17 protein-coding genes and 1 pseudogene are annotated in these 22,432 nt (G+C 62.4%); 3 read left to right on the forward strand and 15 right to left on the reverse strand.

What is annotated here, in order from left to right:
- Positions 1-6: 6 nt before the first annotated feature.
- The 3 genes from trpC to CKW37_RS13135 are packed head-to-tail and all read right to left on the reverse strand — an operon-like array spanning position 7 to position 2,489.
- On the reverse strand, positions 7-840 hold the full coding sequence (gene trpC, locus CKW37_RS13125) for an indole-3-glycerol phosphate synthase TrpC (RefSeq protein WP_095156135.1): 834 nt from the start codon (positions 838-840) through the stop codon (positions 7-9).
- On the reverse strand, positions 837-1,886 hold the full coding sequence (gene trpD, locus CKW37_RS13130) for an anthranilate phosphoribosyltransferase (RefSeq protein ID WP_095156136.1): 1,050 nt from the start codon (positions 1,884-1,886) through the stop codon (positions 837-839). The genes trpC and trpD overlap by 4 nt, the downstream gene beginning before the upstream one ends.
- 9 nt (positions 1,887-1,895) lie before the next feature.
- Positions 1,896-2,489: an aminodeoxychorismate/anthranilate synthase component II gene (locus CKW37_RS13135; protein ID WP_095156137.1), complete on the reverse strand. Its 594-nt coding sequence runs from the start codon at positions 2,487-2,489 to the stop codon at positions 1,896-1,898.
- 359 nt (positions 2,490-2,848) lie between these two features.
- Here CKW37_RS13135 and estP point away from each other — a divergent pair, with 359 nt between their 5' ends.
- Complete coding sequence (estP, locus tag CKW37_RS13140; RefSeq protein ID WP_095156138.1) at positions 2,849-4,756, forward strand: esterase EstP; 1,908 nt, start codon at positions 2,849-2,851, stop codon at positions 4,754-4,756.
- Between the two features lie 79 nt (positions 4,757-4,835).
- On the opposite strand, the gene trpE is transcribed toward estP, so the two are convergent.
- The 9 genes and pseudogenes from trpE to CKW37_RS13185 form a co-directional block, all read right to left on the reverse strand.
- Positions 4,836-6,317, reverse strand: coding sequence for an anthranilate synthase component I (gene trpE, locus CKW37_RS13145; RefSeq protein WP_095156139.1), 1,482 nt, complete (start codon positions 6,315-6,317; stop codon positions 4,836-4,838).
- 72 nt (positions 6,318-6,389) lie between these two features.
- A pseudogene (locus CKW37_RS13150) lies at positions 6,390-7,207 on the reverse strand (phosphoglycolate phosphatase).
- Positions 7,204-7,878 carry a ribulose-phosphate 3-epimerase gene (rpe, locus tag CKW37_RS13155; RefSeq protein ID WP_095156140.1) on the reverse strand — a complete coding sequence of 225 codons (675 nt, stop codon included), beginning with the start codon at positions 7,876-7,878 and terminating at the stop codon, positions 7,204-7,206. Before rpe ends, CKW37_RS13150 begins: the two are co-directional and overlap by 4 nt.
- A 123-nt stretch (positions 7,879-8,001) precedes the next feature.
- On the reverse strand, positions 8,002-8,829 hold the full coding sequence (locus tag CKW37_RS13160) for an ABC transporter permease (RefSeq protein ID WP_095156141.1): 828 nt from the start codon (positions 8,827-8,829) through the stop codon (positions 8,002-8,004).
- 11 nt (positions 8,830-8,840) lie between these two features.
- A complete protein-coding gene (locus CKW37_RS13165; protein ID WP_095156142.1) occupies positions 8,841-10,088 on the reverse strand; it encodes an ABC transporter permease in 1,248 nt (415 codons plus the stop codon).
- 67 nt (positions 10,089-10,155) lie between these two features.
- On the reverse strand, positions 10,156-11,190 hold the full coding sequence (locus CKW37_RS13170; protein WP_095156143.1) for an ABC transporter substrate-binding protein: 1,035 nt from the start codon (positions 11,188-11,190) through the stop codon (positions 10,156-10,158).
- Positions 11,191-11,230: 40 nt separating this feature from the next.
- The gene (locus CKW37_RS13175) at positions 11,231-12,355 is read right to left on the reverse strand and encodes an ABC transporter ATP-binding protein (protein WP_095156144.1); all 1,125 of its coding nucleotides are present in this window, start codon (positions 12,353-12,355) and stop codon (positions 11,231-11,233) included.
- Positions 12,356-12,599: 244 nt separating this feature from the next.
- The gene (locus tag CKW37_RS13180; protein WP_095156145.1) at positions 12,600-13,229 is read right to left on the reverse strand and encodes a response regulator transcription factor; all 630 of its coding nucleotides are present in this window, start codon (positions 13,227-13,229) and stop codon (positions 12,600-12,602) included.
- Positions 13,230-13,244: 15 nt separating this feature from the next.
- Positions 13,245-15,629 (reverse strand): PAS domain S-box protein, encoded by a 2,385-nt coding sequence (locus CKW37_RS13185; RefSeq protein WP_095156146.1) that lies wholly within the window; start codon positions 15,627-15,629, stop codon positions 13,245-13,247.
- Between the two features lie 94 nt (positions 15,630-15,723).
- Between CKW37_RS13185 and CKW37_RS13190 the strand changes: the two genes are divergently transcribed.
- A complete protein-coding gene (locus CKW37_RS13190) occupies positions 15,724-16,722 on the forward strand; it encodes an alpha/beta hydrolase family protein (protein ID WP_095156147.1) in 999 nt (332 codons plus the stop codon).
- Here the strand turns inward: CKW37_RS13190 and CKW37_RS13195 are convergent.
- The 3 genes from CKW37_RS13195 to CKW37_RS13205 are packed head-to-tail and all read right to left on the reverse strand — an operon-like array spanning position 16,719 to position 19,175.
- Complete coding sequence (locus CKW37_RS13195; protein WP_095156148.1) at positions 16,719-17,480, reverse strand: DnaJ domain-containing protein; 762 nt, start codon at positions 17,478-17,480, stop codon at positions 16,719-16,721. The two genes, CKW37_RS13190 and CKW37_RS13195, sit on opposite strands and share 4 nt — an antisense overlap.
- Position 17,481: 1 nt before the next feature.
- The gene (gene murU, locus CKW37_RS13200; protein ID WP_095156149.1) at positions 17,482-18,153 is read right to left on the reverse strand and encodes an N-acetylmuramate alpha-1-phosphate uridylyltransferase MurU; all 672 of its coding nucleotides are present in this window, start codon (positions 18,151-18,153) and stop codon (positions 17,482-17,484) included.
- Positions 18,150-19,175: an aminoglycoside phosphotransferase family protein gene (locus tag CKW37_RS13205; protein WP_095156150.1), complete on the reverse strand. Its 1,026-nt coding sequence runs from the start codon at positions 19,173-19,175 to the stop codon at positions 18,150-18,152. Before CKW37_RS13205 ends, murU begins: the two co-directional genes overlap by 4 nt.
- A gap of 1,467 nt (positions 19,176-20,642) precedes the next feature.
- On the opposite strand from CKW37_RS13205, the gene ltrA reads away from it, so the two are divergent.
- Positions 20,643-22,340 (forward strand): group II intron reverse transcriptase/maturase, encoded by a 1,698-nt coding sequence (ltrA, locus tag CKW37_RS13210; protein WP_095156151.1) that lies wholly within the window; start codon positions 20,643-20,645, stop codon positions 22,338-22,340.
- The last annotated feature ends 92 nt before the right edge of the window (positions 22,341-22,432 follow it).

The raw sequence follows: 22,432 nt of genomic DNA on the forward strand, positions 1-22,432 counted from the left end.
AAGGGATCAGTCCAGCCCGTTCAGGCCTTGCACCACGCGTCCCGGGAAGAACAGGCGCTGCAACTCCAGCCCTGGCTGTTCGGCACGCATGAAGGCTTCGCCCACCAGGAACGAGTAGACCTCGTTGATTTCCATCAGCTCGACATCGGCGCGATTGAGGATGCCGCTCTCGGTGATGGCCAGGCGATCGCGAGGGATGCGTGGCAACAGGTCGAGGGTGGTTTCCAGGCTCACTTCGAAGGTGTGCAGGTTGCGGTTGTTGACGCCGACCAACGGGGTGTCGAGGGTCTTCAGCGCGCGCTCCAGCTCGTCACCGTCGTGCACTTCCACCAGCACGTCGAGGCCGACGCTCTTGGCGGTGGCCGCCAGTTCGGCCATCTTCACGTCATCCAGAGCGGAGACGATCAGCAGCACGCAGTCGGCGCCCAGGGCGCGGGCTTCGACGATCTGGTACGGATCGATCATGAAGTCCTTGCGGATCACCGGCAGTTGCACCGCGGCACGGGCCTGCTGCAGATAGACGTCGGCGCCCTGGAAGTAATCAACATCGGTCAGAACCGACAAACAGGTTGCCCCGCCCTTCTCGTAGCTGACGGCGATATCGGCGGGCACGAAATCCTCGCGGATCACGCCCTTGCTCGGCGAGGCTTTCTTGATCTCGGCGATTACCGCCGGCTGCTTGCGCTTGGCCTGTTCGATCAGGGCGTTGGCGAATCCGCGCGGCGCGTCGGCGGCAGCCGCCAGACGTTCCAGTTCGGCGAGGCTGACCCGGGCGCTACGCTCGGCGACTTCCTCGACCTTGCGGGCGAGGATCTTTTCCAGAACCGTCGGCACACTCATCCTTCGTTCTCCTGCTTGAATACCGCGGTAAAGGCGCCCAGCTCTTCGAGTTTTTCCCGGGCAAGGCCGGTGTGCAGCGCATCGTGAGCAAGCTCGACGCCCTGCTTGAGGCTCATGGCATGGTCCGCGGCGTAAAGCGCGGCACCGGCGTTGAGCACGATCATTTCCGCAGCTTTCTGGCCGTTTTCGGTCTTGCGCCGGCCAATGGCATCGCGAATCAGCGCCAGCGATTCTTCCGGACCGCTCACCGACAGGCCGTGCAGGCTCTGGCTTTTCATGCCCAGGTCTTCGGGCTCGACCCAGTATTCGCTGATCTCACCGTTCTTCAGTTCGGCAACAAAGGTTGGCGCGGCCAGGCTGAACTCGTCCAGCCCGTCCTTGGAGTGCACCACCAACACGTGCTTGCTGCCGAGACGCTGCAGCACTTCGGCCAGCGGACGGCACAGCGCCTGGGTGAACACGCCGACCACCTGATGCTTGACCCCGGCCGGATTCGTAAGCGGGCCGAGCATGTTGAACAGGGTGCGTAGACCCAGGTCGCGACGCGGGCCGGCGGCATATTTCATGGCGCTGTGGTGAGTCTGGGCGAACATGAAGCCGATGCCCACGCTGTCGATGCAACGAGCGACCTGGACCGGCGTCAGGTTCAGATAGATACCGGCGGCTTCCAGCAGGTCGGCGCTGCCGCTCTTGCCCGAAACGGCGCGGTTGCCGTGCTTGGCCACGGTGCAACCGGCGGCGGCAACGACGAAGGCCGACGCGGTGGACACGTTGAAGATATTCGCGCCATCGCCGCCGGTGCCAACCACGTCGACCACGCCGTCGAGGCTGTTGAGCTCGACCTTGTCAGCCAGCTCGCGCATGACCGAAACGGCACCGACGATCTCGTCGATGCTTTCGCTCTTCATGCGCATGCCCATCATGAAGGCGCCGATCTGCGCCTCGGTGCACTGACCGGTCATGATCTGGCGCATCACACCGCGCATTTCCTCGGTGGACAGGTCCAGCTGATCGACGATCCGACCCAACGCGTTCTTGATATCCATATTCAATCCTTAGCGGTGGCCGCCGGTCTGCTTGAGGAAATTGGCGAACAGCGCGTGGCCCTGCTCAGTGAGGATCGATTCGGGGTGGAACTGTACGCCTTCGACGTTCAGGGTCTTGTGACGCAGGCCCATGATTTCATCGATCGAGCCGTCTTCCAGAGCGGTCCAGGCGGTCAGTTCGAGGCAATCAGGCAGGGTTTCGCGCTTGACCACCAGCGAGTGGTAGCGGGTCACGGTCAGCGGATTGTTCAGGCCGGTGAACACGCCTGTGTTCTCGTGTACTACAGGGCTGGTCTTGCCGTGCATGACCTGGCGGGCACGGACCACCTCACCGCCGAAAGCCTGGCCGATGGACTGGTGGCCCAGGCACACGCCCAGGATCGGCAGCTTGCCGGCGAAATGCTTGATGGCTTCGAGGGAAACACCGGCTTCGGTCGGGGTGCACGGACCGGGAGAGACGACAATGCGCTCGGGCTGCAGGGCTTCGATCTGGGCGATGGTCAGTTCGTCGTTGCGAATGACCTTGACCTCAGCCCCCAGCTCGCCGAAGTACTGCACGACGTTGTAGGTGAAGGAATCGTAGTTGTCGATCATCAGTAACATCTGGGTTCAACCTCTTGAATACTGACTTTGAATAACCGCCTTTCGCGATACAGGGCTGCCCGACGCACAGCAGGTGTGAGCTGTTGCGGGCGTGAAGCGATTTCGGAAAGGCAAAACGTAACGGGCCGGCACTGGCCGGCGGGAGATAAAGTCAGGCGCGCCAACGCCAACGGGCGTGGGCCTTGATAACGCGCATCAAGAGTTTGCTGACGATCAACACGGGGTAGGTCTCGTTCATACGTTTCGGCACAGTAGCTCACGGAAACATTGCGTGCAATATCGACAAGGCAGGATCCGGGGTATTTGCTACTTTCTTCGGACGCAATACCAAAAACAAAGACAAAAAAAGGACTCTTGCGATGAGAAAGTGCCGTTATCTGCGTCAATCCGCTGCATGTCTGCTGGCCGCAGCCTGCTCCACCGCTATTGCAAGCCCCTCGCCTTACTCCACCATGATCGTTTTCGGCGACAGCCTCGCCGATGCCGGGCAGTTTCCCGACTCAGCCGGGGCGCCAGGCACCAGCCAGCGCTACACCAACCGCAATGCCGACGGCAGCTTTGCGCCCGTGTCGCCGATGATCCTGGGTGGCTACCTCGGAATCGCACCCGGTGACCTGAATGCCTCCACTTCGCCCGTGAATGCAGCCCTCGGTATCCCCGACGGCAACAACTGGGCAACCGGAGGCTATCGCACCGACCAGATCTTCCAATCCATCACCGGCGAATCGCTGGTGGTGATCCCGCCCGGCAACCCCGGTGCGGGCACGGTACTGCGGCAGAAGCCCGGCTACCTTGCCGGCGGACGACTGGCCGATCCCAATGCCCTGTATTACCTGACCGGTGGCGGTAACGACTTCCTTCAGGGGTTGATCACCTCACCGGTCGGCGCCGCCACGTCGGCAACCCAACTGGCCGCCAGCGCCCAGGCTCTGCAACAGGCGGGCGCACGTTACATCATGGTCTGGCTGCTGCCCGATCTCGGCCTGACGCCTGCCCTCAACGGCACACCGCTGCAAGGCCCAAGTTCGCAGCTCAGCGCCTTCTTCAACCAGACACTCGTCGCCAGCCTCGCCCGGATCGACGCAGAGATCATCCCGCTGAACATCCCGTTGCTGTTTCAGGAGGCCCTCGCCTCACCGGTGCAGTTCGGCCTGGCCAGCGATCAGAACCTGATCAATACCTGCTACAGCGGCAATGGCTGCGTGCAGAATCCGGTGTATGGCGCCAACGGCACCACCCCGGATCCGACCAAGCTGTTGTTCAACGACTCGGTGCACCCGACCATCGCCGGCCAACGGATGATTGCCGACTACGGCTATTCGATCCTCTCCGCGCCATGGGAACTGACGCTGCTACCGGAAATGGCCCACAGCACATTGCGCGCCCATCAGGACGAACTGCGCAATCAGTGGCAAGCCGACTGGCAGCCAGTCGGGCAATGGCAGGCGATTGTGGCGGCAGGTGGCCAGAACCTCGACTTCGACAGCCAGCGCAGTTCCGCCAGCGCCGACGGTCGCGGCTACAACCTGACCGTTGGTGGCAGCTACCGCCTCGGTGAAGCCTGGCGCGTCGGCATCGCTGGCGGCGTCTACCGGCAGAAACTGGAAGCCGGCGCGCAGGACTCCGACTACCGCCTCGACAGTTACCTCGCCACCGCCTTCGCGCAGTTCCATCAAGGCCGCTGGTGGGCCGATGCGGCGCTGACCGGTGGCCGGCTGGACTACGACGACCTCGAGCGTACCTTCGCCCTCGGCCCGAACAACCGCAGCGAGAAAGGTGACACCGATGGCGACTTGCTTGCCGTCTCCGCCCGCCTCGGCTTCGAGCTGGCCGCGCCGGGCAGCGACTGGCAGCTTTCGCCGTTCGTTAGCGCCGATTACGCCCGTGTCGAAGTGGATGGCTTCAGCGAGAAAGGCGCGCGCTCCACGGCACTGACCTTCGACGATCAGAAACGCGACTCACGGCGGCTGGGCGTGGGCTTGCAGGGCAAATACCGGGTAGCGCCGGCAACGCTGCTGTTTGGCGAAGTGGCCCATGAGCATGAATTCGAGGACGACCGTCAGGACCTGACCCTGCACCTCAACAGCCTGCCGGCCAACGACTTCACCCTGACCGGCTATACGCCGCAGAGCAATCTGAACCGGGTGAGTGTGGGGTTGAGCCAGAGCCTGGCGCCGGGGTTGGCGCTGCGTGGCGGCTATAACTGGCGCAAGAGCGATGAGCTGACTCAGCAGGGGGTCAATCTGGCGCTGAGCCTGGAGTTCTGACAGCGGCCTTTCGCGAGCAAGCTCGCTCCTACAGGGTTTGGTGCATTCCTGTAGGAGCGAGCTTGCTCGCGATCAGGCATCACTGTTTCGGCGTCTGCTCAGCCAGCGCCACCGCGCGGAACATCGCGCGACGCTTGTTGATGGTTTCCTCCCACTCCAGCGCCGGCACCGAGTCGGCGACGATGCCGCCACCGGCCTGCACATGCAGCTCGCCGTCCTTGATCACCGCGGTGCGAATCGCAATGGCGGTGTCCATGTTGCCGTTCCAGGCGAAATAACCCACCGCGCCACCGTAGACGCCACGCTTGACCGGCTCCAGTTCGTCGATGATTTCCATCGCGCGAATCTTCGGCGCACCGGACAAGGTGCCCGCCGGCAGGATGGCGCGCAGCGCGTCCATCGCGGTCAGGCCGCTCTTCAGTTGGCCGGTGACGTTGGAAACGATGTGCATCACGTTGGAATAACGCTCGATGACCATCTTCTCGGTGACCTTGACCGAGCCGGTCTCCGACACACGACCCGCGTCATTGCGGCCCAGGTCGATCAGCATCAGGTGCTCGGCGATCTCTTTGTCATCGGACAGCAGGTCTTCTTCAAGTGCCCGGTCGGCTTCCTCGTTGGCGCCACGTGGACGGGTGCCAGCAATCGGACGCACGGTGACCAGGTTGTCCTCGACCCGCACCAGCACTTCCGGCGAGCTGCCGACGACGTGGAAATCGCCAAAGTTGAAGAAGTACATGTACGGCGTCGGGTTGAAGCAGCGCAGCGCCCGGTACAGGTCGATCGGCGCGGCCTTGAAGTCGATGGACATCCGTTGCGACGGCACGACCTGCATGCAGTCGCCGGCGAGAATGTATTCCTTGATGGTATCGACGGCGCGCTCGTAGTCAGCCTGAGTGAAACTGGAGCGGAACTCAGGCTCGGCAGCCTGCGCACCGCTGAAGTCGAGGCCACGGCGCGGGGTGATCGGCTGACGCAGTTGTTCGAGCAGGTCCTGCAGTCGCGCCTGACCTTGCTCGTAGGCATCGTCCTGGGACGGATCGGCGAGAACGATGGCGTGCATCTTGCCGGCGAGGTTATCGAAGACCACCACCGCGTCGGACACCATCAGCAGGATATCCGGCACGCCCAGCGGATCCGGGTTCGGGCACTTGCCCAGGCGCTTCTCGACATACCGCACGCAGTCATAGCCGAAGTAACCGACCAGGCCGCCGTTGAAGCGCGGCAGGCCAGGAATGGTCGGCACCTTGTAGCGTTCCTTGAAGGCTTCGACGAAGGCCAGCGGATCTTCCACATCGTGGCGCTCGATTTCGACGCCGTCGTGGGTGATCCGGACCTGATGGTCATACACCCTCAGCACGGTGCGGCACGGCAAACCGATGATCGAGTAACGGCCCCACTTCTCGCCGCCTTGCACCGATTCGAGCAGGTAGGAGTTGGGTTGGTCGGCGAGCTTCAGGTAGATCGACAGCGGTGTGTCGAAGTCGGCCAGGGTTTCGCAGGCCAGGGGAATGCGGTTATAGCCGGCAGCGGCCAGGCGCAGGAATTCGTCGCGGATCATGATTGCCTCGTGGCAGTAGGGCAAGAAAAGTCGAATGGCAAACGTGCCGGATCAGAGCCGGCCGGAGAGGAGTCAGGCGCGCCAACGCCAGCGGGCCAGGGCCTTGATGACTTTCATCCAGAGTTTGCCGGGTGCTACCACGATGGAATCTCTACCAAGGGGGGAATTGAGGTCCGCCAACGTTAGCTCAGTGGCTGCACCGAAGCAACCGGGAGCAAGGCGCGCAAATCGTCGATCACCAGGGCGGGCGATTCGTCGCTGATTGGCCGGCCATGGTTGTAGCCGTAGGTCAGGCCGACGCACTGTACGCCCGCAGCCTTCGCCGCCTGCACGTCACTGCGCGAGTCACCGACGAACAGGGCGTCGTGCGCCTGCACGCCAGCCATCTGCATGACAAACAGCAGCGCCGCCGGGTCCGGCTTCTTCTGCGGCAGCGTGTCACCGCCGATGATCCATCGGAAATAGCGACCGATCTGCATCTGGTCCAGCAGCGGGCCGACGAAGCGCTCCGGCTTGTTGGTGATCAGCGCCATTTCCACTTTCTGCTGGTGCAGCCACTTGAGGGTGTCGTGCACCCCGGGGTAGGTCACCGTCAGGTCGTGGCTCTCGGCATAGGCTTCCATGAAGATTTCCAGACCGCGCTCGGCCTCGTCGTCGCTCACCGCGCTATGGTCGATGCCACCGGCCAGCGCCCGGCGCACCAGCACCGGAGCACCATTGCCAACCCACTCGCGCACCGCGTCGATGCCGGCCGGCGCGCGATTCATTTCGAGCAGCATGCGATCGACCGCCACCGCCAGGTCCGGGACAGAGTCGATAAGGGTACCGTCCAGATCGAACATCACCAGCCTGGGCAGACTCCCGGGGAACAGCTGCTCGAAACCGCTCATGGGCGGGCCTGAGCCAGTTCGGCGCGCATCTTGTCGATGACTTCCTTGTAGTTCGGCGTGTTGAAGATCGCCGAGCCCGCAACGAAGGTGTCGGCGCCAGCGGCGGCGATCTCGCGGATGTTGTTGACGTTCACGCCACCGTCGATTTCCAGGCGGATATCGCGACCGCTGGCGTCGATCAGCGCGCGGGCTTCACGCAGCTTGTCGAGGGTGCCGGGGATGAACTTCTGGCCGCCAAAGCCTGGGTTGACGCTCATCAGCAGGATCATGTCGACCTTGTCCATCACATACTTCAGCGCTTCCAGACCAGCAGCCGGGTTGAACACCAGACCGGCCTTGCAACCGCCGTCGCGGATCAGTTGCAGCGAGCGATCGACGTGCAGGGTGGCATCCGGGTGGAAGGTGATGTAGGTGGCGCCAGCCTCGATGAAGTCGCCGATGATGCGGTCGACCGGGCTGACCATCAGGTGCACATCGATCGGCGCGGTCACGCCGTGCTTGCGCAGCGCCGAGCAGACCATCGGGCCGATGGTCAGGTTGGGCACGTAGTGGTTGTCCATCACGTCGAAGTGAACGATGTCGGCGCCGGAGGCCAGCACGTTATCGACTTCCTCGCCCAGGCGGGCGAAGTCGGCGGAAAGAATCGAGGGGGCAATAGCGAAGGGCTGCATGGCGCACCTGTAGGCAATTTCACGGTGGCGCGCATTGTACCTCACGCAACCGGCCTGGGGCTGCCCGGTGTCAAACACCTCGACGGATGCAGTCCGGGGCCGGCTGGCCGGCCCCAGGAAAGATCATTCCGGTTGTTGCGTACGCATTTTCTCACTGCGACCGCGCAGCCATTCCAGGGTCAGCAGCAGAACGACCGAGAAAGCAATCAGCAGGGTCGCTGCAGCGGCAATGGTCGGGCTGAGGTTCTCACGGATACCGCTGAACATCTGCCGTGGCAGGGTGGCCTGCTCGGGACCGGCGAGGAACAGGGTCACCACCACTTCATCGAACGAGGTGGCGAAGGCGAACAGTGCCCCCGAAATCACCCCCGGCGCGATCAGCGGCAGGGTCACCCGGCGGAATGCAGTCACCGGCGAAGCACCCAGGCTCGCGGCGGCCCGCACCAGGTTGTGGTTGAAGCCCTGCAGGGTCGCCGACACCGTGATGATGACGAACGGCACACCCAGCACCGCATGCACCAGAATCAGCGAAATGAAGCTGTTGCCCAGCCCCAGCGGCGCGAAGAACAGGTAGCTGGCCACACCGATGATCACCACCGGCACCACCATCGGCGAAATCACCAGGGCCATGATCAGCGACTTGCCGGGAAAGTCCCCGCGGGTCAGGCCGATCGAGGCCAGGGTGCCGAAGACCATCGCCAGTGCGGTGGCCGCCGGGGCGACGATGATGCTGTTGGTCAACGCCCGCATCCACTCATCCGAGGCGAAGAAGTTGTGGTACCACTGCAGCGAGAAGCCTTGCAGCGGATAGACCAGGAAGCTGCCGGAGTTGAACGACAACGGGATGATCACCAGCACCGGCAACACCAGGAACAGCAGGATCAGGCCGCAGAGAATGCGCAAACTGTAGAACCAGACCCGCTCGACGGGCGACATGTAGGGGCTCAGCATGAATTCGCTCCTCAGCTCAGACGCAGGCGGCTGGAGCCGACCAGCCAGCTATAGATCAGGTACAGCAGCACAGTGGCCAGCAACAGCAGGCCGCCCAGTGCGGTCGCCATGCCCCAGTTGATGCTGGTGTTGGTGTAGAACGCCACGAAGTAGCTGACCATCTGGTCGTTCGGGCTGCCCAGCAGTGCCGGGGTGATGTAGTAACCAATGGCCATGATGAACACCAGCAGGCAACCGGCGCCGACACCGGCGTAGGTCTGCGGGAAGTACACGCGCCAGAAGCTGGTGAACGGATGGCAACCCAACGAGATCGCGGCCCGCATGTAGGTCGGCGAGATGCCTTTCATCACGCTGTAGATCGGCAGGATCATGAACGGCAGCAGGATGTGCACCATCGAGATGTACACGCCGGTGCGGTTGAACACCAGTTCCAGCGGCTTGTCGATGATCCCCAGCGCCATCAGCGCGCTGTTGATCAGTCCGCCCGATTGCAGCAGCACGATCCACGCGGCAACCCGCACCAGAATCGACGTCCAGAAGGGCAGCAGCACCAGAATCATCAGCAGGTTGCTCTGCCGGGTCGGCAGGTTGGCCAGCAGGTACGCCAATGGGTAAGCCAGCACCAGGCAGATGGCGGTGATGACGAAGCCCATCCACAGGGTACGGGTGAAGATGTCCAGGTAAATGGCCTGGTCCGGGGTGGCCGGGGCCAGTTCGCCCAGGTCGTCGATGCGATGGTCGACGGCTGCCAGCAGATAAAACGGGGTCACGCTGCTGGTGTTGCGGCGGATCGCCTGCCAGTAGGCGGGGTCGCCCCAGCGCTCGTCCAGCTCTTGCATGGCATCTTTATAGGAAGCCGGTTCGGTCTTGAACGGCAGGGCCCGGGCGGTTTTCGCCAGGAGGCTGCGGTAGCCGGCCAGTTCCATGTTCAGACGCTTGGACAGATCGCCCAGGGTCTGGTTCTTGCGCGATTCGGCGAGGTCTTCGCTCAACGCCTTGTACACGGGCTCGCCCGGCAGGCTCTTGCCATCCCACTCGGCCACGGCGACCACGGTGCGCGGCAGGCCACTGACGACCTCGGGGTTACCGACGCTCTTGTACAGCAGCGCGGCAATCGGCACGAGAAACACCAGCAACAGAAACAGCGCCAGGGGCGCGATCAGCGCCTGCGCCTTCCAGCGGTTGACCCGCTCGGCACGCGCCAGACGCTGCTTGAGGTTGGAACCTGCGCCTTCTTTGAGGGGCACTGCGATGGCCATAGCGAACTCCGGAAAATCTTGGAAACAGGGGGCGCCGGTGTCAGCACCGGCGCCCTGTCAGCACGGCTTACTTGGCCGCCCAGGCGTTGAAGCGTTGCTCCAACTGTTCGCTGTTGTCAGCCCAGAACGCCACGTCGATCTGCACCTGGTTGGCGATGTTTTCCGGGGTGGTCGGCATGTCCTTCTTGATCTCGTCGGACAGCAGCGCGACCGCCTTGGAGTTGGCCGGACCGTAGGCGATGTTTTCCGAGTAGATCTTCTGCTGCTCAGGCTTGACCGAGTAGGCGATGAACTTTTTCGCCTCTTCGGCGTTTTTCGCGCCCTTCGGAATGGCCCAGGCGTCGAAGTCGTAGATGCCGCCGTTCCACACCACTTTCAGGTTGCTTTCTTTCTGTACCGCGGCGATCCGGCCGTTGTAGGCCGAGCTCATCACCACGTCACCCGAGGCCAGATACTGCGGCGGCTGGGCGCCGGCTTCCCACCACTGGATGCTCGGTTTCAGTTCGTCGAGTTTCTTGAAGGCGCGGTCCTGGCCTTCCTTGGTGCCGAGCACCTTGTAGACGTCCTTCGGCGCAACGCCGTCGGCCATCAGGGCGAATTCCAGGGTGTACTTGGCGCCCTTGCGCAGGCCGCGCTTGCCCGGGAAGTTCTTGGTGTCCCAGAAGTCTTTCCAGCTGGTTGGCGCGGTCTTCAGTTTGTCGGCGTTGTAGGCCATGACCGTGGACCAGACGAAGAAGCCTACGCCGCACGGCTGGATAGCGCCGGGAACGTAGTCGGACTCATCGCCGAACAGCGCAGGATCCAGCTCTTCGAACATGCCTTCGTCGCAGCCGCGAGCCAGTTCCGGCGATTCGACTTCCACCAGGTTCCAGGACACGCTTTTGGTGTCGACCATGGCTTTGACCTTGGCCATCTCACCGTTGTATTCACCCGCGACGATCTTGCCGTTGCCCGCCTTTTCCCACGGCTCGTAGAACGCCTTGACCTGGGCCGCCTTGTTGGCGCCGCCGAAGGAAATCACGGTCAGATCGCTTGCCGCCATCGCCTGGGTCGCAGCGAACAGTCCCAGAGTCAGTGCGGTCAACTTCAAGTGCTTGAGCATTCTTATTTTCTCCACGTTGCAGGGGTTGGTATCGCAAACCTCATTGGGCTTCCAGGAGCGGATCGAGCGCACGTCCGTGCTCGACCGCCCAGCCCAGTGGTACCACGTCGCCCACGGCCAGGGCCGGGTCGAGTTCGGCGATAGGCTGCTTCACGAAGAAATCGGCCTTGCCGCAAACTTCCAGGCGTACCCGCACGTGGTCGCCCAGGTAGATGAATTCGGCCACCCGGCCAGAGAAACGGTTGACGCAGCTTTCGCTGTGGCCGTTCAGGCGTACGCGTTCCGGACGCACCGACAGGGTCACCGGCTCGCCTGGCTCACCGACGTTGACCGCCAGCGCCTCGACTTTCTCGCCGCGGGCCAGGGACACCAGGCAGCGGTCGCCGTCACGGCTGAGCAAGCGACCGTTGATGCGGTTGTTCTCGCCGATGAAGTTGGCGACGAAGGTGTTCTTCGGCTCTTCGTAGAGGGTGCGCGGGTCGGCGATCTGCTGGATCTCGCCCTGGTGGAATACCGCCACGCGGTCGGACATGGTCAGCGCTTCGCCCTGGTCGTGGGTCACGTAGACCACGGTCACGCCCAGGCGCTGGTGCAGGTGTTTGATCTCCATCTGCATGTGTTCACGCAGTTGCTTGTCCAGCGCGCCGAGGGGTTCGTCCATCAGCACCAGTTGCGGCTCGAACACCAACGCCCGGGCCAGGGCCACACGCTGCTGCTGACCACCGGAAAGCTGGCCCGGATAGCGCTGGGCGAAGGCATCGAGCTGGACCATGTTCAGCACGCGCTTGACCCGCTCGCTGACGTCGGTCTTGCTCAGGTTGCGCACGGTGAGGGGGAACGCCAGGTTCTCGGCCACGGTCATGTGTGGGAACAGTGCGTAGTTCTGGAAGACCATGCCGATGTCGCGTTTATGCGGCGGCACGTTGTTGATCGAACGGCCGGCCAGCTGGATCTCGCCAGCGGTCGGCGTCTCGAAACCGGCCAGCATCATCAGGCTGGTGGTCTTGCCCGAACCGGACGGGCCGAGCAGGGTCAGGAACTCGCCCTTGCGAATGTCCAGGTTGAGGTCTTTGACGATCAGCGATTCGCCGTCGTAGCTCTTCTGCACACCACGGAAGCTGACCAGCACTTCGCCGGTTCCAGCGCTCGAATTGACCTCACTCATACCCGCACCTTTTATTGGATGACTGCTGTGATCCAAGCGTAAAGAAGGGCCGGGGTGGCGCAAATCGGCGGGGCTGAGAGATTGATATCAGCCGGGTGGAAAGGTGACTGTAGGAATTGCCCTACAAGGATGGCGGTTTTAGGTATGCACCCCTTCGCGAGCAAGCGCGCCCCCACACTCCCCCCGGTAGGAGCGAGCTTGCTCGCGAAAGGGAACACCGCAATCCCTGTCGCTTTCAGAACAGTCAGAGCAGCTTGTGCTCCATCGCGTACTTCACCAATTCCGCCAACGACGTCACGTTGAGCTTCTGCATCAGCCGCGCCTTGTGGGTGCTGATGGTCTTGTTGCTCAGCGCCAGCTGCTGGGCGATGTCGTTGACGTTGGCGCCCTGGGCCAAACGCTCGAACACCGAGAACTCGCGCTCCGACAACAGCGAATGCAGCGGCCGGGCATCCGTGAGGCCGACTTCGAAGACCATGCGGTCGGCCAGGTCCGGGTCGATATAGCGCCCGCCGCCGGCCACGCGGCGAATGGCGGTGAGCAACAGCGCCGGGTCGCTGTCCTTGGTGGCATAGCCTGCAGCACCGACTTTCAATGCCCGCGCCGCCATCTGCGCTTCGTCGTGCATCGACAGCACCAGGATCGCTGGCGGCGAGTTCAACGCGCGAATCCGCGGGATCGCCTCCAGGCCATTAACCCCGGGCATGGAAATATCCAGCAAGACCACTTCGCAGGCGGTGTGCCGCAGCGTCTCCAGCAACTGCTCGCCGTTGCCCGCCTCGCCCACCACCTGCATGTCCTTGGCCAGGCCAATCAGTTGCTTGATGCCTTCGCGCACGATGGTGTGGTCTTCGGCAACCAGAACTCGAATCACTTTTTCGCTCCTGTCTCAATCCAGAGGTATGCGCACGCGCAGGCTGGTGCCCTCGCCCGGCTCGCTTTCAAGGTGCATGTCACCACCGAGCATCAACACCCGCTCGCGCATGCCCACCAGCCCGAAGGAAGTGGGACGGCTGTCGTCCCGCACGAACCCAAGGCCATCGTCGCTGATAATCAGGCACAGCATGGGGCCGTCGAGGTGCAGTGTTATTTCGACAGTATGCGCCTGGGCATGGCGCATGACATTGGTCAGCGCCTCCTGCAACACGCGGAACAGGCTGGTGGCCTTGGCATCGCTGAGCGGCGGCAGGTTTTCCGGGACCTGCACCAGACACGGAATCTGCGTGCGCGCTTCGAAACGCTGGGCCTGCCATTCGATCGCCGAAGCGATGCCCGCATCGAGAATCGGCGGCCGCAAGGCCGTGGCCACATCGCGGACCAACTGGAACAGTTGGGCGATCAGACGCTTCATGCTGCCCAACCGCTCCGTCAGACCCGGGTCGAGGTCGGCGTAGGCCAGTTCGCACATTGATGTCTCCAGTTTCAACACTGTGAGCATCTGCCCCAACTCGTCATGGACTTCCCGGGCAATCCGCGCCTTTTCTTCCTCTCGCACGCTTTCCAGGTGTGCAGCCAGTTCCCGCAGTTGCTCCTGGGAACGGGCCAGTTCCAGCTCGACCTGCTTGCTCTGGGTGATGTCCCAGACGATACCGTCCCAGACCACCCGGCCACCGCTGAGTTTGCGGGCACTGGCCTTGATATCTGCCCAGCGCTGTTCGCCCTGGCGGGTGAGGATGCGCCCCTGCCAGGACCAGTCGCTGTCGCTGGCCAGCGCCTGATCCTGGACACGGTGATAGTCGGCGCGGTCGGCGCTGTGGACCAGGCTGCGCAGGCCCATGTCCGGGTGCTGGATTTCTGCCGGCGCGTAGCCGACCAGCGCCTCGCTGCCTTCACTGATGTAGGGAAATTCCAATTCGTCGATGCCGGGATCGCGCTCCAGGCGGAACACCAGCCCCGGCACGTTGGCGGCGATGCCCTTGAGCCGTGCCTCGCTTTCGCGCTGGGCGGCTTCGGCACGGCGGCGTTCGGTCACGTCGGTGAGGAACACCACCAGGTACTCGGCATCACGAAAGCGCAGGAAGCTCAGCGACATGTCCACCGGCAGCAAGCTGCCATCGGCGCGCAGCCAGCGGGTTTCGAAACGCTGGGCGGACTCATCGCTGGCCCGCGCGCGCTTCCACAAATCCAGCCAGCGGTCCATGTGCAGCTCAGGATCGAAGTCGATCAACGGCCGCTCGGCCATCGCCCCCGGCTGATAGCCGAGCATCGTTTCCACGGCGTGGTTGGCATAGCGCACATGGCTGTCCCAGTGCACCCAGAGAATGCCCACCGTGCTCTGATCGAGAGAGAACTGGCTGAGGCGCAGTTCCTCTTCGCGGGACAACCGCTGGGCCAGGTCTTCCCGCGCGGTCAGCAGGCTGTGCTCAAGGAAATGCTGCTGGCGGCGCTGCCAAATGATGATGGCCACCCCGCTGAAAAACAGCGCGGCGAACAGCAGCGCGAGGTTTTGCCAGAAACCCGGCGACTCGCTCAACCGCGGGTATTTGGGCTGCAGCCAGCGCGCGTGAAGCTGCTCCAGTTCCTTGGCCGGAATGGCCTGCAGGCCGCGCTCGAGGATGTCCGCCAAGAGCGGCCAGTCGCGCCGCGAGGCAACCCGGAGCAACTGCGGGAAACCGATATCGCCGACCACCGCCAGCTCGCTGAATTCGCTCTCCCGCGACAGCCGGCTCAGTTGCGCCTCATCCACCACCGCGTAGCGCGCCTGCTCGCCGACCACCAGTTGCAGGGCCTGGCGCTCGCCCGGCACGCCTTGCAGGTTGAGATTGGAATAGGTGGCGCGCAGGTAGTCGGCCACGGCGCTGGGCATGCGCACGGCGACCCGTTCGACGTCGCCGATCTTCTCCAGATCCACCGCCACCGCACCGCTGCGCGGACCGACGATCAGCTGCGGCACGCGCATGTACGGATCGCTGAACAACCATAGGCGCAGGCCTGCGGGCGTCTGGGTCAGGCCCGGTGCCAGGTCGACCTCGCCGCCGGCCAGCGCCCGTTCGAGTTCGGCCTGATCGGAGAAATTGCGCCAGGTCAGGTCCAGGCCAAGGCTGCGGGCGAGCATGTTCATCAGCTCGACGTTGACCCCGGACAGCTGCTGCAAACGCCGGTCGAACTGGGCAAAGGGGGCTTGCAGCACCATGCCGACCCGCAGGCTGCGGTGCTGCTCAAGCCACTGCCGTTGCGCCAGGTCCAACTGCACCGTAGTCGGCGCGGGCGCGGCCCAGACAATCAAGGGCAAGCAAAAACAGCCGATAACCCACAGACGGCACAAACGAATCATCTTGAATCTCGTCAATAGAAGGACGGTCGCGAGGCGTGGCCGTTCCGGACAAATACCATTAGGCTGCCGGTATCATTCTGGCCTGGATCGATCAATGTTCTCACTCTATCGCACGACGCTTCCTACGTTATGCCTGACCTTGATACTACCGTGTACCGTGCTCGCCGAGGATGGCAAAACGCCAGAAACCACGAAGGACGCCGCCGTAGTTCAACGTCAGCCGCTGGCCGAGCGGAGTCAGGAAGACGCGCTGGCGCTGGAACGTCAGGTGCCCAAGGAAGAACAGCAAACCCTGCAAGCCGGCAGCGATAGCTTCCTGGCCTTGTGGAAGCCGGCCAATAGCCCTTCTCCCCATGGCGTTCTGGTAATTCTCGCCGGCGCGGGAGAAACCGCCGACTGGCCGAAGACCGTCGGCCCGCTGCGGCGCAAGTTTCCCGATGCCGAGTGGGGCACCCTGAGTCTGTCGTTGCCCGACCTGCTGACCGAAAGCCCGGTTGCCCGCAGCGAAAGTCCCGCACCTGCACCGGAAGCCGCTGACACCAGCAAAGCCGCACCGGCGAAAGACACGCCCGCCGACGCCAACGCCAACATCGCCCAGGCCACCGCGCCGGAAGCGGAAACTCCTGACGCACCTGGTGTAGCGGGCGGCGGTGCAAGCAGTGACAGCACCGACGCCGAACGGATTTTCGCCCGACTCGATGCCGCCGTGGCCTACGCCCAGCAGCAGAACGCGCGCAGTATTGTCGTGATCGGAAATGGCAGCGGCGCCTACTGGGCGACCCGTTACCTGAGCGAACGCCAGCCAGCCCAGGTGCAGAAACTGGTGCTGGTGGCCGCACAGACACCGCCGAAGGCCGAACACAGCCTGGACAGCCTGACCCCGTCGCTGAAAGTGCCGACCGCCGACTTCTATTACAGCGATCAGGAACAGGCCCGTCAGGCAGCAAGACAACGCCTGCAGGCCAGCAAGCGACTCAAGGACAGCAACTACCGGCAAGTGGCGCTGACCGCGATGCCCGGCAACCGCACTGCAGAGCAGGAGCAATTGTTCAGGCGGATTCGCGGATGGTTGAGCCCGAGTCAGGTGGACTAAAAACCGTGGCGCTTGCGGATGATTGAGTAGGCCTGATGCAGTTCCCGCGTGCGCTCGGTCGCCTCGCGGACCCGGGCCGGGCTGGCGCCGCTGCCCTGCAGCTTGTCCGGATGATGGCGGCTCAGCAGGCGCCGGTAGGCTTGCTTGATCTGGCCGGGCTCGGCCTCCGCCGTCACACCGAGCAAGCGCAACGCCTCGGGATAACTGCCCGCCCCCTCAAGCGCAGCTTTGCGCGGCTCGTAGTCACCCGCCAGCGCCTGCACCTTGGCCGCCGACCAGCCCAGTTGCTGCCCCCAGTTCACCAGCAGTTCCTTCTGTTCGCGCCCGGCACGGCCTTCGGCCCAGGCCATGCGGCAACAGGCACGCAATACGCCTTCGGCAGCATGCGGCTGTTCCTTCAGGCGGCGCAGGTGCCCGTCCACTTTTTCGCGCCCGGCCTTGCCGCGATTGAACGCGGCGATGGCCTTCTTGCGGCCGGCGGTGTCCATCTCAAGCCGCTGCATCTCGTGGCGCGCCTGCTGAATATGCCCTTCGAGCACCCGGCCGCCGCTTTTGGCAAGGCGCCCCAGTAGCACGAACAGCACTTCGTCGTCCCGCAGCACCGGACGCCCGCCCAGCTTTTCCCGCAGGTGCGCCCAACTGTGCAATTGCAGTCGGCGGTCCATCGCCTGGCCGAGCAACGCCCCCAGCAACGCGCCAGGAATACTGGCGAGGGCAAAGCCGGCTCCGGCACCAATCACTGTGCTCGGCCACAACATCTCAGCGCTGCTCAGCGAGCAGGTGCTCGACTTCGGCAAGACGCTCCAGCGTCCCGACATCCACCCAGTGCCCACGGAAATGCTCGCCGCTGACCTGGCCGGAAGCCATGGCGTGACGCAGCAGTGGAGCCAATTTGAAAGCGCCCGCCTGGCAACCGGCAAACAGCGCCGGATGGATCACGGCGATACCGCTGTAGGTCAAGGTATCGCTGGCACCCTCACCGTCGCGCACTTCTCCGGCATCCAGGCGGAAATCGCCGGCGCCGTGATGCCCGGGATTGTCCACCAGCACCAGATGCGCCTGCCCTTGCAGCGGCTGGCGCAGGCGGGTGAAGTCGTAGTCGGTCCAGATATCACCGTTGACCAGCACGAACGGCTCGTCACCCAGCAGCGGCAAGGCCTTGAAGATCCCACCACCGGTTTCCAGCGGCTCGCCCTCGGCGGAGAAGCGGATGCTCAGCCCCCACCGCGAACCATCGCCGAGGTGGTCCTCGATCTGCTGGCCAAGCCAGGCATGGTTGATGACGACTTCGGTGAATCCTGCCGCCGCCAGCGCGCGCAGGTGATATTCGATCAACGGCACACCCGCCACCGGCACCAGCGGCTTTGGCGTGTGCAGGGTCAGCGGACGCATCCGTTCGCCCTTGCCGGCCGCGAGGATCATCGCCTTCATGGACGCGCCTCCGCAGCCGCGCGAAGACTGACGATCAATTCGCCCAGTTCGGCCAACTCCGGCCGCCGGGAAATCACTTCATCTATATAGGCAAAGAAACGCGGCACGTCGGCGAGGTAGCGCGGCTTGCCGTCGCGGTGGCAGATACGGGCGAAGATCCCGATCACTTTCAGATGGCGCTGCACGCCCATCAGGTCGCTGGCGCGATGGAAGTCCTCGAAATCCGCCTGCACCGGGATGCCTTCGGCCTGGGCACGTTGCCAGTAGTCGCGCAGCCAGCCGAGCACCTGCGGCTGCGGCCAACTGAGGAAGGCGTCCTTGAACAGGCAAGTGATGTCATAGGTGACCGGACCGTAGACGGCGTCCTGGAAGTCCAGTACGCCGGGGTTCGGCACACTGCGCATCAGGTTGCGCGGCATGTAGTCGCGGTGCACCAGGACCTTCGGCTGGGCCAAAGCGCTGTCGATCAGCAGGCTGCTGATGCGCTGCCAGGCTGCGGCCTGCTGCTCATCGAGGGTCACGCTGAGCTCACGGCCGACATACCACTCGGGGAACAACTCAAGCTCGCGGCGCAGCAGCGCCACATCGTAGCTCGGCAGCGGAGCGTCCATGGGCAGGTGCTGGAAGGCGAGCAGTGCGTCGATCGCGTCGTGGAACAAGGCGTCGGCATTGCCGGTGTCGATCACATCGAGGTAGGTCTGGTTGCCCAGGTCGCTCAGCAAAAGGAAGCCGCGCTCCAGGTCTTCACCATGAATAACCGGCACATTGACATTGGCACTGGCCAGCAGGCGGGCGATATCGACGAAAGGACGGCAGTTCTCCTGGGGCGGCGGTGCGTCCATCACGATGAAGCTGCGGCCATCGGCCTGCCAGCGGAAGTAGCGGCGGAAACTCGCATCGCTGCTGGCGGCCGTCAGGCTGCCGGCGGGAACCGGACCCCAGCCCTGCTGTTGGAAAAGACGTGCAAGTTGCTCATCGAGCCAGACGTTGAGGTGCTGCAGACGTACATCGTGATCGGGCATTACAAGGGTCTCCAACGGCCCAGGGCTCTGGAAAAATGTATTCGAACGAAGGCCAGGCAAGGCCAAAACAGGCAACGAAGGCCGCGGGCGCGCCCGACTTTACCGGTTGTAGAGGGGCATTCCGAGCGCATTTACAACGCAACGCAAGCGAGCCGGGACGCATTTCGTAGAGAGCCTAGCCGCCAAGCGGGTCATGCTTTATTATCCAGCATCTTGTGCGACACGGCATGGTTCGTGTTGTGCTTGGTAGGTAGCTGTACCTTTAGAACCTAAGCCCTTGAAATATAGGTCTTAAATCTAAGAAACAGCACAAGTCACCAGCCACTTCTTGGCTCTCTCATCCCCAGTCGGGGCAGCTTGGAAACCCGTCTGACAGGGCTTCGAACTGAAAATTCTCTCTCACGAGCAGAGTTTTATCCGAGTTCCTCAAACAGGTCACGGCATTCCGCCGCCCTGCCAGATCAATCCATTGCCTTGAGGCGACCATCTCGCCTCGGCGGGAAAGTCACCTCTAATCGATGGGCTGCGGCTCTTCCTACGTCGTGAGACGTCAGGGGTACTTGTTCGACCAAAGCACAGAGCGAAAGCTCTGCTTACCATTGTCCAACCAGTCTTTAATGTTGGTAGCGGACCCGCTGTACGACCAGCGGTAGCCTAGGAAGACATGCGTCACTGGTAACGGTGGGGTGTGAAGCTCTTCTAACAATGTAGCCCCCATTGGGTGCGTCCCCCCGCGAGGTGGGAGCGTAGCGGCTCGGAGCAGAACCGGGTCAAGGCGCTAGGCTGATTGGTATGGGCAACATATGTGAACTGCTGATAAACACCGTAAGGATGACCATGCCTAAGCTGCTTATGGGCATGAACCAAAAGGTACGAGGTCGGATATCTCTGTGGGATGTGGGGATACGTCGTCACACAGACCTCCGGTGAAAAGGCAGGCCCTAACCCAATCGTGTGGTAGGTAGGGAACGTGGTAAGCCCGTATCGCTGCCCCATGGGCAGGTGAGCCGCAAGGCAAACTGTTGGCGGTGCGGGTAGGGGATTGCAGAAAAAGCGAATGCCGGGTTGTAATGATCCGGATAGAGGTTGAAACATCACCTCGCGGGAAACCGGGCAGACTTCTGCATGGTCTTTCGTCGCAAGACGTCTGAGTAACCTCACTCAACAAGGCACCTTCCCTCACCGGGAAGGTCGGCAAAGGAGAGATCGGATGAATAGGATTGCTCGTGAATTCATCACGGCTGCAAAACAAGCACCGGCTATCTACTTCGCCCCGCTCCGGGGTGCGATTCAGGGATTAAAGGACGAGTGGCGGCGCATTAAGTGCCAACGCTAAGCCTTCCTGGTAACACCCAGAAACGGTTAACGACCACGTAGGTCGTCGCCATCCACCTTATCCCGACGGGACCATCTTTCCCGTCGGGAGAGATGCGCCTCCGCTCGGGATCAACCTGAGAGGAAAGCAGCATGAAAGAGCCTAGTCCTACGACCAGGTCTGCGTTTTCCGACTCACCTCTACACTGGCACGACATCGAATGGTGTCGCGTGGAGAGGTGCGTCCGAGGCATGCAGATTCGAATTGCGAAGGCTTGTCGAGAAGGCAAATGGCGCAGGGTGAAAGCTCTGCAACGAATGCTGACTCGCTCCAAATCGGCCAGATACTTGGCCGTGCGGAGAGTCACGGAAAACCAGGGTAAGCGTACGGCGGGAGTCGATCGCGTGCTCTGGGATACACCCGACGCCAAATGGAAAGCGGCCAACGGTTTGAAGCAACGAGGATATAAACCACTCCCCTTACGGCGTGTGTTCATACCCAAATCCAATGGTAAAGAACGCCCTCTAGGCATTCCGACCATGACAGACAGAGCCATGCAGGCACTCCACCTGCTAGCCCTCGCTCCCGTCGCGGAAACAAGCGGCGATCCAAACAGCTACGGCTTTAGGATCGAACGCTCCACGGCGGATGCAATGGGGCAGTTGTTCGTCTGCTTATCCAAACGGGTCTCGGCTCAATGGGTATTGGAGGCGGACATCCACGGCTGCTTCGACCATATCAACCATGACTGGCTGATCGATAACGTCCCCACAGACAAGTCGACCCTTCGGAAATGGCTGAAAGCTGGGGTTGTCCATAAAGGGCAACTGACTGCTACGGACGCCGGAACACCACAGGGTGGGATCATCTCCCCCACCTTGGCAAACATGGCGCTCGATGGATTGGAAACGCTGCTCAGGCAACATCTGGGCATCGCCAGATCCAAGAAGCTGAAAATCAATGTGGTGCGGTACGCGGATGACTTCGTCATCACCGGTAATGCCCCAGATATTCTGGAAGCGGAGGTCAAACCATGGGTAGAGCAATTCCTGGCTTCCCGAGGCTTACGACTCTCAACGGAAAAAACGCACATCACCCACATCGATCAAGGCTTCGACTTCTTGGGATGGAATTTCCGCAAATACAGCGGGAAGCTCCTGATCAAACCAAGCAAGAAAAACGCGCAAGCGTTCTATCGCAAAGTAAAGGAAGTCATCGACGCACATAAATCGAGTAAGCAGGTGGATCTCATCCGCTTGCTGAACCCGATACTCCGGGGGTGGGCTAACTACCACCAACCCGTCGTAGCTAAGCAGGCCTACAGCCGAATGGACTACAGGATCTTCATTCGGTTATGGCGTTGGGCAAAACGGCGACACCCTAACAAATCGCTCCACTGGGTACGGAGGAACTACTTCCGATCCATTGGCGACCAAGCCTGGGTGTTCACCGCCACGGATGTGGATGAAAAAGGAGGCAAGAAGGAAATCGCGCTGTACTCGCTCGCGAGCACACCGATTGAGCGGCACAAGAAAACGAGCGGGGAATTCAACCCGTTCGACCCCGCAATGGAAGAGATGGGCGAGAAACTGCGCACGGAACGGATGCTGAAAAAGCTGAAGTACCGCACGCAGGTTGTCAGCCTGTTCAAAAGCCAAAAAGGGCTGTGCATGCTCTGCAATCAACCCCTTAACAAGGAGACGGGGTGGCACGACCACCACATCATTTACCGCTCACAAGGTGGTAGAGACTCCTTGGACAACCGGGTACTATTGCACCCTATTTGTCACCAGCGACTCCACGCACGTGGGCTAAAAGTGACCAAACCGGCCCTCTCGGGGGCTTTGTGAAGACTTGAGCCGTATGCGCTGAAAGGCGCACGTACGGTTCTTAGGGGGGGAGGGGTCAGCAATGACTCCTTCCTACCCGACTTTCAGACCAT

It is taken from the genome of Pseudomonas sp. Irchel 3E13 (assembly GCF_900187455.1).
Taxonomy (GTDB): domain Bacteria; phylum Pseudomonadota; class Gammaproteobacteria; order Pseudomonadales; family Pseudomonadaceae; genus Aquipseudomonas.